The sequence below is a fragment of the Oxalobacter paeniformigenes genome (assembly GCF_027158465.1).
GTDB lineage: Bacteria > Pseudomonadota > Gammaproteobacteria > Burkholderiales > Burkholderiaceae_D > Oxalobacter > Oxalobacter paeniformigenes.
Genome location: NZ_JAMKYL010000001.1, coordinates 456,766 through 470,573, shown reverse-complemented (window position 1 = coordinate 470,573; position 13,808 = coordinate 456,766). Strand labels below are relative to the sequence as shown.

The window sequence follows — 13,808 nt, the reverse complement described above, 5'->3', positions numbered from 1 at the left end:
CATATCCTCTCCCGCATCACGCCCCCTTCACCGCCATCCGTCAACTTTCCGGCAAGCAGCATATCCCGGTATAATCCAGCCTGCACCCAACCCGTCATCGCCCATGCCAGCCAACCCGAAAACGATAAAACGTCCCGCCCGGACATACCTGTATCGTACAGTCGCCCGCCTGCTGACCGTACCCGCCTGCCTGCTGACCGCCCTGGCAGCGCCGCTTGCTTTCTCCACCGCCTCGGCAACCGATACACAAACCGTCTATACCCCGTCCGGAAAACCGCTGTTCGCCATCACCTTCCTCGAGAAAGGGCAATACTTCTCGCAGGCCGACCCACAGGAAGACTCCCCCTCGCTGTGGAACATGAACGCGCAACAAAAAAACGCCACCCTCACCGCCCTGTCGCTATGGGCCGAAACACTGGGCCCCGGCAGCGCCAACACCACACCCCTGCAAATCGAAGTCGCCACCAATAACGACTTCAACGCCTCGGGCGGCGACCTCATCAGCGGCGGCATGACCGGCACCGAAGCCCTGCTCACCCAGAACCGTCCCCAATCCTTACCCGCCTACTTCATCATCGGCCAGATGGACTTCAGCTACGCCAGCCACTTTTCCCCGATACCCGAAACCGGCGGCACGGATTATATCGGCGTTGTCTATCACGAAATGGCACACCCCCTGGGCATCTTCTCCGGAGTCGAGCAAGACACCGACAACACATGGAACACACAGCGCATCACGCAATGGGACACCCACCTCTACGACCGGAACGGCACCCGTCTGCAACAAGGCATGACCATCGGCCATGACACCACGGCGGATTTCGTCGTCGGCTACGAGATCCAGAGCGGCGTCACCTTCCGCGGCACACACGTCTCGCAGGTACTCGACGCCACCATGAACCCCGGCAACCCGCTCCAGAACGGCCTGCCCATCGAAGGCTTCGAAGGCGACGGCACCGATGATTACCTCGACCTGTCGCACATCGAACTGGAGCACAGCCTCATGAGCCACCAGAACTGGCGCAACTACACCACCCTCATGGAAGCCGAACTGGCGACCCTGCAAGACATCGGCTACACCATCGATCGCAAAAACTTCTTCGGCTTTTCCGTCTATGGCGACGGACTGACCCTGACCAACACCCAAGGCTACTTCGCCCGCAACGCCACCGGCACCGGCTGGCTCGAAGGACAGGAAAACACCGCCACACTCGGCGTCGGCCTGCACATCTACGGCAAAAACAACACCATCACCCAGGCCGCCGACATCCTCGCCGGCGGCACCGCCGGCACCGGCATCCGCATCGACGGCCTCGGCAACACCCTCACCATCGCGCCGGACATCACCGTCGCCGCCAACGGCGACTACGGCACCGGCCTGCTCGTCGCCTACGGCAAAAACCAGCACATCACCAGCCGCGGCACCCTCACCGCCACCGGCACCGGCGGCATCGCCGCCCGCTTCGACTTCGGCGACAACCTGCTGGGCAACGACATCGAATACCGCGGCTCGTGGATGGCCAACAGCTTCGGCAGCGACATGGCCGTCGATGGCGACGACATCAATGGCCTGCCCCTGAACCTCGACGGCGCGATGGTCACCTCCTTCGACGTCACCGGCGCCCTCGCCGGACAAACCGCCGCCATTTACATCGCCGAGAATGCCCTCGTCAAAAACATCCACATCATGAACGGCGCGACCCTCTCCGGCGACATCGTCTCCGAATGGGACGCAGACAACCCACTGATACAAAGCAGCATGGCCGCCGCAGCCGGCGACGACCTCACCACAACCCTGTCATTCGGCATGAAAGCCGATGACGACGGCAACGCCACCACCGATGGCGACCCGGATTTCTCGCTGGCCTACACCGGCAACATCACCGGCCCGAAAAGCCTGCACATGACCCTCGACGGCGGACACCTCACCTTCAACGGCACCGCCGACATCCTCGATGTCACCCTCGCGGAAAACACCACGCTCGACGGCAACGCCCTCTACCGCCTGAACACCGTCACCAGCGCCACCACCGGCGACACCGGCGGCACCTTCACCAACCGCGGCACCCTCACCAGCACCGCCCGCACCGGCTACATCACCATCGACGGCAACTACACTCAAACCGCGAGCGGCACCCTCGCCACCGGCTTTTACGGCGACGGCACGACCGACACCCTCGCCGTCACCGGAAACGCCACACTCGACGGTACACTGGTTCTCGCACCGCAACAAAGCTACTACACCGGCACCGTCACCCCCGACACCGCCGCCACATCCGTCATCACCGGCGCGACCACCCTCACCGGCGCATTCTCCGGCACCCGCATCGACCTGTCGCACTTCGCCTCGCCGACCCTCGAACTGAACCTTGCCAACGGTGGCAGCGCCGTCACCGCCACCCGCAGCGCCACCGCATACAGCCGCTACGCCACCGGCGACGACCGCTCCCTGGCCCGCATACTCGACGCCAACGCCGACCATGCACAAGGCGACGCACAAGCCCTCTACGCCGCCATGGACTTCTCCGCCGCCGACGGCAGCGCCCTGCGGCAAGGCTACGCCTCCCTCTCACCCGCCGCCTACGGCCAAAGCGCGCTCGCCTCGCTCGCCCTCGAGCGCCACCTCTCGCAAGCCATCCTGAACCGTCCCATCCTGCCATCCGAACCGGAAAACCGCGAAGGCCGCCACCTCTACGCCATCCCGCTGGCCGGCCACATGGACGCACATGACGGCGGCGACGGCTACCGCAGCAACTACGCCGGCATGATCGCCGGCGCCGACATCACCCGCGACGGCATCACCGGCGGCGGCTACCTCGCCGCCATCCACCAGTCCATGCGCGACAAAAACCACAGCCGCATGCAAGGCGAAGGCATCTGGGCAGGCCTCCACGGCAAGGCAGCCCCGGCATCATGGCACGGCTGGCAACTCACCGGACTGGCGCAACTGGGCATCTTCAACGCCGACATGAACCGCACCGCCACCATCGGCGACTACACCCGCCGCACCGAATCCGACTGGACACAAGTTTCCGGCAGCGCCATCGCCCACATCGGCCACGCCTTCACCCCCGCCGACAGCCTCACCCTCATGCCATACCTCGGCGCGGACTACGCCTTCCTGCACACCCCGTCCATCCGAGAAAGCAAAGGCGGCGCAGCCCGGCTGTCCATCGACTCCGAAAACTGGCAATCCCTGCAAGCCGTCCTCGGCATCAGCGCCGAAACCGCCGGATACCCCGCCGCACGCGCCGGCTACACCCTCAAAGGCCATGCCTCGCTCGCCTTCCGCCACGAACTGCTGAACGACCCCGGCGACGCCACCGCACATTTCACCGACCTGCAAGGCGACTTCACCCGCGACATCCGCTTCGCCACCCGCAACAGCTTCACCGCATCCGCAGGCGTTTCCTACACCGCCCCCGACGGCACCGCCCTCGACCTCTCCCTCGCCACCGACCTCGCCCCGGGACACGGCACATCCGTCGGCGGCTACGCCCGCATCCAGCACCCCTTCTGAACGCACCGCCATCCCGTCCCCGACTTGTCCCCGTTTCCTGTGGACAACTCCGTGAACAGCACGGCTTTTCCCTTGCCGGACAGGGACTTGCACCCGCTGCCTGTTTTCATGGCATTTGCCCTCTTCATCCGGCATCACCGGTCGCCGCATTCCAGACAAAACACCCGTTCGGATACCGGAACGGGCGATCCGCCGGCAACGGCACGAACTTTCAGCGGACATCCCACCGGTATCGGAAACGCTCCGGCGACATGCCGCAACAACGCAACCTGCCGCGCTCCCCCGTATCGACCCTTTCCCGTCCGCACACCACCGGCAATCCGGCCCGTGCCGAACAACCCGCGACACGATCGTGCCATCCCGCACCCGTCCCATTCTCCCCGCCCGTTGCCGTCCGCCGCGACAAAACGGCAAGTTTCCCGCACAGGCGCACCCTTCACGCACACCGCCCGAACGGTTAGAATCAACGTTTGCCCGCAAGACCGAACCGGAACCGGAAACCATGCCATCCCGCCATACCGCACGCGCCCTGCGCTCCCTGTGCCTCGCCACCCTCATCGCCCCCCTGCTGGCGACAATACCGGCAGCGCATGCCATGACGGACTGGCCCGACCCCTACCGCACCACCATCGCTGGCAAAACCACACCCGGCGCATTCCAGTGGCAAACCGAACTCGACCGCGCGCTGGAAAACGCCGCACAAGCCGCCGCAGACCCCCTCTTGCGCAACTTCCATGCCTCGCGCTTCGTCCATGGCCCGGCAAACAGCACGAACTGGCACCTCACGCGCCTCAAATACGAACAGGCCGCAACCGAAGGCGACCGCGCGGCGCAATACTTTCTCGGCCTGATGTACCTCAGCGGCAAAGGCACCGCCATCCAGCCCGACAAGGCCTTCGACTGGCTCTTGCAGGCCGCGCGGCAAAACCTGCCGGAAGCGCAATACTGGCTCGCAGACTGCTACGCCAGAGGACGCGGCACGCTCCAGAGCGACCGCGAAGCCGTGCGCTGGTACGCAAAAGCCGCCGAAAACGGTCATGCCGTCTCGCAAACCGCCATCGGGCTGGCGCTGCTCTACGGTATCGGACTGGAAAAAAATGAAAAAGAAGCCGCCGTCTGGCTCGAAAAAGCCTCCGTCGCCGGCAACGCCCGCGCACAGTTCTACCGTTTCCGCCAGCTCGCCAACGGACTGGGCGTTCCCAAAGACCCCGAACGCGCCGACCACTGGCTGATCCAGTCCGCCGAGGGCGGCTGGCAGGAAGCCCGCGTCATCGTCGCCGCCCGCGACATCCTGCGCTACAACGAACGCAAGGACAACCCCGAACAGGCCACCCGCGCCGTCGTCTGGCTCGGCGAAGCCGCCACCCGCAACGACCGCAACGCCCTGTACCTGCTCGGCACCCTGTATTACACCGGCACACTCGTGGACAAAAACGACTCCCTCGCCGCAGAATGCTTCCTGCGCGCCGCCCGGGCCGGACACTCAGACGCCCAGCGCACCGTCGGCGCACTCTACGAAAACGGCATCGGACTGCCCAAAGACCCCGCCAAAGCCTTCCAGTGGTACACCGAAGCCGCCAAAAGCAACGCCCCCGCCGCCCTGCTCGCGCTCGGCAACTGCTACCTGAGCGGCACCGGCACCCCCCGCGACCTCCCCAAAGGCTTCGCCCTCATCCGGCAAGCCGCACAAGCCGGACTGCCCGACGCCCAGTTCCGGCTGGCCCAGTGCCACGAAACCGGCACCGGCACCCCCGCCGACCCCGAAGCCGCCCGCCACTGGTACACCGAAGCCGCCAGAAACGGCAACCCGCAAGCCAAAGCCCGCCTTCAGACACCGGGCGGCAAGTAAGGCCACTTCCGCCACACCGACCCGCTCCCGCCCGGCACGGTTCGCCGGAAACCATTTTCCTGTCCACCACCGCACCCCGACCTTCCCACCCGCCAGCCCCCACATATCAGACACGGCACGATACGACATGACATCGCATGCGCATTCCCTTGCGCCGCCCTCATCGCCGCCGCACCGCCGACCGGACTTTCCCCGCGCACCCGCCACCATCCATGCACGGCACGACATCACACGCCCTTGCCTTCCCGTCCGCGCTCCATCACTCGGAAAAACATGGCAAACCCGCCATCTTCCACCACACCATACCACCGCCCCGCCACCCCTTGCCCTCACCCGCACCTGCGTCTAAAATACTGTATATAAATACAGCTATCGAAGTATTGGAGGCAACATGACCTTTCCCCTTCCGCACACCGACCTGTCGGGCACCGAAATCGACCTGAACGACATCTTCAACATCCGCAAGCATTCATGTTTTCTCTTCCGTGTACGGGGCAACGCGATGGACGGCATCGGGATCATGGAAGGCGACACCGTCGTCACCGACCGTTCGATCCCGCCGCAAAACGGGCATGTCGTGCTGGCCGTCATCGACGGGAAAATCATCATCCGCCGCCTGAAAAAACACCCTTTTTGCCTCCTCGCCGAAAACCCGCGCTTTTCCCCCATCCGTCCCGTCGAAGGGCAGGAAGTCCGTATCTGGGGCGTCGTCACCGCCTGCCTGAAAAAACTGGTCTGAGCGCGGCGGCGACCGTTCCGGCAGACCGCCCCCGCGATTTTCCGCCTTCTTCCGGACGGACAGCATCGCCATACCGCCCCGCCCGCTGCCGGGCACCGGAAACGCACCGAACAGCACACGCACGATTTTCCGCCCATCCGCATCGGAAAACACGGGAAAAACAGGCGATCTGCATCCAATTCACACAAAAACCCCTGTTCCGCAAAACCGTACACGACATACCGCCCACCTGCCACCGGCGCTATCCGCACGCAACCGAACCCTCCGTGCCATCGGCAAACCATCCGCGAACCGCCATCCCCAACCGCCCTGCGGCACGACCGCAGGTTTCCTGTACCGGCGGTGCATACCAGCGAGGCATAAAAAAACGGCAACCTGTATCGGTTGCCGTTTTCATATTCGCCTGTCGTGCGATGCGTCCGTTTTCACGCGCCGGTTTTCGCCAGTTTTTCCATATAGACGAAGCGCAATTCCGGTGTGACCTGTTCCTCGCGGAAGCGACGGTATCCCAGTCCTTCGTAGAGGTTCATGTTACGGATGCTGATATTGCTGGTGAACAGTTCGTAGCGCGGTTTCGGGCATGATTTCTCGATGGCGACCAGAAGCTGCGTGCCGATACCGCGGCCCTGTTTTTCGGGCAACACCATCAGCTTGCCGATATACAGCGTATCGCCGTCTTCATGCGCCCTGACCGAACCGATAATGACGCCCGCTTCATCCACCGCCTTCAGGATCGTGCCGTGCGCATATTCCTGTTCCAGATCGGCAAGGTTCTGCGTCAGGGGGGCGATCCCCTCGTTGCCCAGCAATTTCGCCTCGCTGCGGAACGCGCGATACTGCAATGCCAGAATCACGCCCAGGTCTTCAGGCTGTGCTTTCAGAATCCTCAAAACGAAATTCCTTCCAAAAAGAAAACCAAAACGCGAATATAACCCTAAATTCATGAAAATAAAACCGAAATATCGTTTTTTTTGCGCAAATCCCCGTCAGGATTCCCTCGCCGTCCATCCGCTCACGCCCCTGTTCTCCCCATATCGTCCCGATGCGCCAGACTGTCGCCGCCGCCATGCATCGGTGCAAAACTTCCCTTCGTCCGCCATCATGGTCAAACCCCGCCGACTGCGGTATCCTTGTCCGCACGAAACACATTGCGGAGAAGGACATCGAAATGAGCGCATTGCACGACACCCTCAGCCGGAACAACTTTTTCAAAACCGGCGCTTTCATCCATGGTAAATGGATCACGACCGGCAAGACCTTTGCGGACACCAACCCGTCCACCGGCGAAAAACTCGCCGACATCGCCTTCAGTGGACGTGAAGAAACCGAAGCCGCGATCATTTCCGCGAAAACCGCGTTCGCCACCTGGCGCAAAACCACCGCGACAGAACGTGCCGACATCCTTTACCGCTGGTATGAACTGATGGTCGCGAACCGGCCGTTTCTCGGCGAACTCATGACCGCCGAACAGGGCAAGCCGCTGGCGGAAGCACTGGGCGAAGTCGATTACGCCGCCAGCTTCATCCGCTGGTTCGCCGAAGAAGCACGCCGCGCCAACGGCGAAATCATCCCGCCCTTCAAGCCGAATTCCCGCATCTTCGCCACACGTGAACCGGTGGGCGTCGTCGCCGCGATCACGCCCTGGAATTTCCCGATGGCCATGCTCGCCCGCAAACTCGGCCCCGCACTGGCCGCCGGTTGCACCGCCATCATCAAGCCGGCGGATGAAACCCCGCTGTGCGCCAACGCCCTGCTCGCGCTGGCCGATGCCGCAGGCGTCCCGCCCGGCGTCCTGAACGGCGTCTGCGGCGATACCCTGGCGATTTCAGACGCCATCATGGCCTCGCCCGACGTGCGCAAGATCACCTTCACCGGCTCGACCGCCGTCGGCAAACTGCTGATGCAAAACGCGGCAGGTACGATGAAGCGCATCTCGATGGAACTCGGCGGCAATGCCCCGCTCATCGTGTTCGACGATGCCGACATCGATGCCGCCGTCGCCGGCACCGTCGCCAACAAGTTCCGCAATGCCGGACAAGTCTGCGTCGCCATCAACCGCATTTACGTGCAAGACCGCATCTATGATGAATATGTCGGCAAACTGGCCAAAGCCATCGGCGAACTGACCGTCGGCGACGGCTTCGCACCCGGTGTCACCGTCGGCCCGCTCATCCGCGAAAGCGCCGTCGAAAAAGTCGAACGCCACGTACAGGACGCCCTTGCCAAAGAAGCCGAACTCGTCACCGGCGGCCACCGCAGCGCACTGGGCGGCACGTTTTATGAACCGACCCTGCTTTCGCACTGCACCGACGACATGCTGATCGCCAGCGAAGAAACCTTCGGTCCCGTCGCCGCCTGCTTCCGCTTCGAGACCGAACAGGAAGCCATCAACCGCGCCAACAACACCCCCTTCGGACTGGCGGCATACTTCTACACGAAAGACCTCTCCCGCGTATTCCGTGTTTCCGAAGCGCTCGAAGCCGGCATGATCGGCATCAACGATACCGGCGTATCATCCGCCGTCGCCCCGTTCGGCGGCGTCAAGGAATCCGGCATCGGACGCGAAGGCTCGGTACTGGGACTGGAAGAATATCTGGACGTCAAAACCCTGCATCTGGGCAACCTCGGCTGAGCGGACACATCCCGCGTGCCGGAAACGACCGGCACGCACCGCTTCACACCACCGGAACGGCAAAGCCCACCCACGCGGTCTTTGCCGTCCGGACAAGCCATCCGCAAGCACGCAACAAACCTTGCCCCTCAGGACACACCGCAAAAAACCCCCACCTGATGCCAGAAAAACACATCGTCGCACTGGAACCGCTTGCCCCGCCGGACTTTTCGCTGTTCGTGAAAGCCTTGCAGGAAGCCTTTTCCGTCACCCCGCGCGAAAAATTCGGAAACCCCGATCTGGTGCCTTCCGAAAACGACATCCGAGCCTCATTCCAGACCGACGGCGCACAGGCATTCCACATCCTCCTGAACGGCGAACGTGCAGGCGGCGCCGTCGTCGTGATCGACGAAAAAACGCAACGCAACTCGCCGGATTTGTTCTTCATCTCGCCGGGATACCATGGCAAGAACGCGGGACTTGCCGCATGGAAAACCTTCGAAGCCCGCTACCCCGATACCGTCATCTGGGAAACCGTCACCCCCCTGTTTCAAGGAGCGCAACATGCATTTTTACGTGAACAAATGCGGTTTTCATATCGTGGAATGTTTCAACCGCCACCCTGCCGCCCGGAAAGGCCGCACGGCGAATCGGCTTCACCGCTCGACACGTTTTTCCGCTTCGAAAAAATCATGAAATGAACGGTCGGCATACCCGGAAACACACCCGGAACAGACAAAACGCACCCATGCCACAACCGGAGAAACCGCGCTGGCAAACCCGGTGCGGAATGACATACGCGCGACATCCTCAGGCGTCACCGCCTGCCGCCGGCAAACCGCATCCCGCATAACGGCATCGCCTGCTGGCCACCTACTCCTGCAACTTGTTTTTTCTCGCCTTGTGGCGACGCCAGACGAAGCTGCCGTAATCGTACAGACGGCACATCAGCGGACTGTGCGCCGCACTCCAGCGAAGCCAGCGGTATTTCCGTCCGATTTTCACCGTCCGTTTCCGTTCCAGATACTGTGCCAGCTCCTGACGCTGCGATGGCGTGAGCACATCATGTGCTACATCGCCCACCAGCGCGCTGACCGCGCTCTTGAGCGCACGACTTTCGGCATAGTCCGCCACATCCGACCCCATTTCCCGCGCGACGGTTTCATGTTCTTTCCATGCCGCAAACAAACCGAACTTGGTTTCGACATTGAGTTCCGGCCGGTGATTGAACACCGCCGTCAGCGCCCCCATATTCATGCAGTTGTAGTAATACCCGGCATGAGGCACATACACCACCTTTCTCGCCCGCTGGAAAAGGCGCGGCGTAATCTGCAAATCCTCGAACCCGCGTATCCGCTCATACCGGATCCCGTCGAACAGGCTGCGGCGGTAAATCTTGTTCCAGACATAACTCGGAATCCGGTCCGCCAGCACCATTTCCTGCACCTGACGCAACGGCGTATCGACCGTCATCCGGCTGTAACGGCGCGAAATCCCCGTCTCCAGAATCATGTAAAAATCGCCGATCACGATATCGGCCGATTCCCCGACAGCCGCCGCCATCAGCTGCGCATACATGTCCTGTTCGAGATAATCATCCGAATCGACGAATGCGACGAACTCCCCGCGTGCATGGTCAAGCCCGGTATTGCGCGCCCCGCTCAATCCGCGGTTTTCCTGATGAATCACCCGGATACGCCCGTCACGCGCCGCATACGCATCGCAAATCGCCCCGCACGTATCCGGCGAACCGTCATCGACCAGAATGATTTCCAGATCACGGTACGTCTGGTTCACCAGCGAATCCAGACACTTGTGCAAATACTGCTCTACCCGGTAAACCGGAACAATGACCGACAAAAGAGCGCTTGGCAACGGAAACTCCCCTGAACAAAACTGGACAAAACAGCAGAAGCATCATTCTATCAACAAGTGTTCCCGACAGAACATACCTGCCCGCAACCTGTCTTTCGGCAACCCTTGCCGGCTTGCCGCATGTCCTGCCCCGTTTTTCCGTCACCTCGTCCGACAGCGCGTCCGGCACATCCATCCGGACACCGGCATCCGCCAACCGTCACGACAGCGATGCCCATGCCCTTTCCGGCACGACCAATATGGGAAAAATACGATTTTTCCCTGCATAGTCCCTGCCCGTCAGAACGCAACACGATAACCTGCACGAACCTGAATATCCTTGCGATAGCCACTTCCCTCGGCACGGTCAAGCTGTACATACAACTTCTGCGCCTGACCGCACTGCCAGTCGATATCCAGCCCATAATAAAAAACATTGTCCGCGACATTTCCCGTAAACCGGCGGCCGTTCATATCAAGCGACTGCTCGCCATCGAATTCATGAATCCATCCGGCCCGTCCAGCGATCTGCATATAGCGTTCATCCGGACCGTTTGTTCCGCCATAACCGAATTTTTTGCCCAGTACACCGCCGATGCGCCCCGTCAGAAAATCGACATCCTTTTGCCGGACATGAATGGCATTGCTGGTATCGTAATCCCGGCCATCGACATGAAAAAAGGACAACTGGAACTGCGGCTCAAAAAACCAGTAATCGTGCCTCCGGCGGTCATCCGCCTCCCCGCCCCACCTCAACATATGCCCCGTTTCCGCGGAAACGCCATATCCCCAGTTCGAAAAATCACCATGCATGTATCCCGCACGCTCATTATGAAAACCGCTGAAATCCGTCTGGAAATGACCGACGGCACCGACGATATCCGCATAGCTGCCCTTCGCATTCATGTAGGTGCCATAAGCCTTCAGCGTATAGTGATCCATATCCGCGCTGCCGTCATAGCGCGCGGCTTTCATATCCGACTGGCCGCCACGAAACGACAGGCCGGCAAGCCAGGAATGATCCTCGCCTTTGCCGACCAGCCGATCCACACCGACATGCATGCTGTAATCGTCCGTCCTGACACGACTGTCAGCCAGCCCCTTTGCGTGATAACGGGAATAAATCACTTTTCCCCAGACACCGTCCTGCGCACCGTAACGGACTTCACCCAACCGGTGACGGAGATCCGAAATATCCGACAGCCAGCCATAATAAATATGGCTCAGGCTGCCCAGATCCTCGACAATGCCGACAGCATTGGATGCCCGCGAAGACACCATCACATAACCGTTATCGTTATCTTCCTCGACACGGGCGAACTCGAGCATCGGATTGCCGCTTAGCAGATTCACATTCTTCCATGCCGTTTCCTCATGGGAAAACCCCTGCGAGGTCATCGTCACCGCCCTGGCTGCGCGCAACATGACTTGCGGCTGCTCGTTATAGGCAACCAGATACGTCTTGCCAGGCTCGCTGTTCTTGATCGTGACATGCAACACGGCATCCTTGTCCAGTACCATACCGCCACTGGTATGGATCATGAACCCGCTATTGCCGATGGCATCCAGTGCCTTGTCCTTTCCGTTTCGTACCCCGTCGTCAAGCTCGCTGAAATGCTTGATACCCGCGGTCTGCACAAGATGTTTTTCACTGAGGGTAATATATGTGACCGTACCCGCCCCTGCATGGAAGCTGTTCTGTTGAATCTGACGATCCTGGCCCAAAACAAGGATTCCCTGATTCAGATACATCTCGCCGGAACCGGAAACCCCCTCGTTCAGTACGGTCACCACATGCTTCATGCTATCCGAACCGAAATGAAATATGCCATCGTTGCTGATATCATTGGCCAGCCCGCCAGCCGTATTGCCTGCGAAAAAACTCGAACCTGACAATACCACCTGCCCCGCCGCGCTGTTGTGGATGGCTCCGCCTGATACCTTTGCCGAATTACCGGAAAAATTCGCATCCGATATCGTCAATGAACCGCTATTGTAAATGGCGCCGCCATACACACTGGCCGAATTGCCGGAAAACCGGCCGGCAGACGCCGAGAGCGAACCACTGTTGAAAACAGCGCCACCGGAATACCCCTGATTACCGGTATAAACCGATCCCGAATCCGTCAGGATTCCTGCATTGAAAACCGCCCCGCCCCCGGTATTGGTCGCCGAATTGCCTGAAAAAACATCATTGGTGACAGAGCCGGTCGCCCCCTTGTAAATACGGAACGCCCCACCTGAATAGCTGGCCACATTACCATCATAAGTCGACCCCGTATCCGAAAACGTACCGCCGGTTACCGCAATCGCGCCGCCATGCGACGATGTATTCTGCCGGAAAACATCTCCATTGACAGTCAGCGAAGGCATCTTGCCATTGGCCACCGTCAAAACAATCGCCCCGCCCTGTGTGTTGGCGCTGTTCCCCGCATAAGTCGATCCGGAATCCGTCATCGTGCCGTAATTCATGACGGCACCACCGAATCGCGTATCCAGCCCGGCAACCCGGCCATTCCCGTCAAATGTCGAACCGGAAACCGTCATGTTCCCATCGGAATAATTGGTAATCGCACCCCCGGCAAAATTGTCTGTATTGCCCACGAAACGCGAATCATCGACCTTGAGATTACCGGCATTAAACACCGCACCGGCAGACTTGTCCCCGATAACCTTGTTGAAATAGTAATCCCTGTTTCCTGAAAATTCCGAACCGGCAATACTTGCCTGTGTCCCGCTATTGAGATAAATCACACCGGCGCCCGGCTTGACCAGCTCGCCGTTCGTCGAAGACGTTCCGTTCCGGTTATTGCGGAATACCGATCCCGAAACCTGCAATACCCCGTTGGCCGTCACCTCAACAGCGCCTTTTTCCTGCCGGTTACTCACTGTTGAAACATAATCGTTCAACCGGCTGTCCACGATGACCAGATTATTGCTTTTGAACGGAGCGTCACCGCTGATATCACTGCCGTCACTCTGGGCGTTGGCCAGATTGCACAGAAAAACGGCAGCAAACAGAAAATATTTCCGCCAATACGGTAAGTCGCCTTTTTGCATACACCTCCCAGGCCGGTTTCAAACATATGGAAATGACCATCTGCCGCCATATTCCGCACACAACGTATCCAGCCGGGAGAACAAGCGACTTTTCCCGAAGTCGCCCCATCTTCCTCGTAAAACAGACCTGCACAGCGAAAACCATCCGCCGGCAGCGATTTGTCAAACTGAACTG

9 protein-coding genes are annotated in these 13,808 nt (G+C 60.5%); 5 read left to right on the top strand and 4 right to left on the bottom strand.

Features of this window, described 5'->3' with window-relative positions; genetic code table 11:
* The first annotated feature begins 103 nt into the window (after positions 1 to 103).
* Positions 104 to 3,520 carry an autotransporter outer membrane beta-barrel domain-containing protein gene (locus tag NAI64_RS02135; protein WP_269297324.1) on the top strand — a complete coding sequence of 1,139 codons (3,417 nt, stop codon included), beginning with the start codon at positions 104 to 106 and terminating at the stop codon, positions 3,518 to 3,520.
* A 134-nt stretch (positions 3,521 to 3,654) separates the two neighbouring features.
* On the opposite strand, the gene NAI64_RS02130 is transcribed toward NAI64_RS02135, so the two are convergent.
* Complete coding sequence (locus NAI64_RS02130) at positions 3,655 to 3,879, bottom strand: hypothetical protein (protein ID WP_269297322.1); 225 nt, start codon at positions 3,877 to 3,879, stop codon at positions 3,655 to 3,657.
* A 143-nt stretch (positions 3,880 to 4,022) separates the two neighbouring features.
* On the opposite strand from NAI64_RS02130, the gene NAI64_RS02125 reads away from it, so the two are divergent.
* Positions 4,023 to 5,369 (top strand): tetratricopeptide repeat protein, encoded by a 1,347-nt coding sequence (locus NAI64_RS02125; protein ID WP_269297320.1) that lies wholly within the window; start codon positions 4,023 to 4,025, stop codon positions 5,367 to 5,369.
* Between the two features lie 391 nt (positions 5,370 to 5,760).
* Positions 5,761 to 6,108, top strand: a complete 348-nt coding sequence (locus NAI64_RS02120) for a LexA family protein (protein WP_269297305.1) — start codon at positions 5,761 to 5,763, stop codon at positions 6,106 to 6,108.
* A 425-nt stretch (positions 6,109 to 6,533) separates the two neighbouring features.
* Here NAI64_RS02120 and NAI64_RS02115 read toward each other — a convergent pair whose 3' ends face one another.
* On the bottom strand, positions 6,534 to 6,998 hold the full coding sequence (locus NAI64_RS02115) for a GNAT family N-acetyltransferase (RefSeq protein ID WP_269297303.1): 465 nt from the start codon (positions 6,996 to 6,998) through the stop codon (positions 6,534 to 6,536).
* A gap of 278 nt (positions 6,999 to 7,276) precedes the next feature.
* Between NAI64_RS02115 and NAI64_RS02110 the strand changes: the two genes are divergently transcribed.
* Positions 7,277 to 8,740 (top strand): NAD-dependent succinate-semialdehyde dehydrogenase, encoded by a 1,464-nt coding sequence (locus NAI64_RS02110; protein ID WP_269297301.1) that lies wholly within the window; start codon positions 7,277 to 7,279, stop codon positions 8,738 to 8,740.
* Positions 8,741 to 8,898: 158 nt separating this feature from the next.
* Positions 8,899 to 9,420, top strand: coding sequence for a hypothetical protein (locus NAI64_RS02105; RefSeq protein ID WP_269297299.1), 522 nt, complete (start codon positions 8,899 to 8,901; stop codon positions 9,418 to 9,420).
* Between the two features lie 172 nt (positions 9,421 to 9,592).
* Here the strand turns inward: NAI64_RS02105 and NAI64_RS02100 are convergent, their stop codons facing one another.
* The gene (locus NAI64_RS02100; protein WP_269297297.1) at positions 9,593 to 10,594 is read right to left on the bottom strand and encodes a glycosyltransferase family 2 protein; all 1,002 of its coding nucleotides are present in this window, start codon (positions 10,592 to 10,594) and stop codon (positions 9,593 to 9,595) included.
* A 279-nt stretch (positions 10,595 to 10,873) separates the two neighbouring features.
* Positions 10,874 to 13,633, bottom strand: a complete 2,760-nt coding sequence (locus tag NAI64_RS02095) for an autotransporter outer membrane beta-barrel domain-containing protein (protein WP_269297296.1) — start codon at positions 13,631 to 13,633, stop codon at positions 10,874 to 10,876.
* Positions 13,634 to 13,808 lie beyond the last annotated feature (175 nt).

Coding starts and splice junctions, on each gene's coding strand:
- NAI64_RS02135 (WP_269297324.1), top strand. CDS start 104: ATGCCAGCCAACCCGAAAACGATAAAACGTCCCGCCCGGACATACCTG.
- NAI64_RS02130 (WP_269297322.1), bottom strand. CDS start 3,879: ATGGCACGATCGTGTCGCGGGTTGTTCGGCACGGGCCGGATTGCCGGT.
- NAI64_RS02125 (WP_269297320.1), top strand. CDS start 4,023: ATGCCATCCCGCCATACCGCACGCGCCCTGCGCTCCCTGTGCCTCGCC.
- NAI64_RS02120 (WP_269297305.1), top strand. CDS start 5,761: ATGACCTTTCCCCTTCCGCACACCGACCTGTCGGGCACCGAAATCGAC.
- NAI64_RS02110 (WP_269297301.1), top strand. CDS start 7,277: ATGAGCGCATTGCACGACACCCTCAGCCGGAACAACTTTTTCAAAACC.
- NAI64_RS02105 (WP_269297299.1), top strand. CDS start 8,899: ATGCCAGAAAAACACATCGTCGCACTGGAACCGCTTGCCCCGCCGGAC.
- NAI64_RS02095 (WP_269297296.1), bottom strand. CDS start 13,633: ATGCAAAAAGGCGACTTACCGTATTGGCGGAAATATTTTCTGTTTGCT.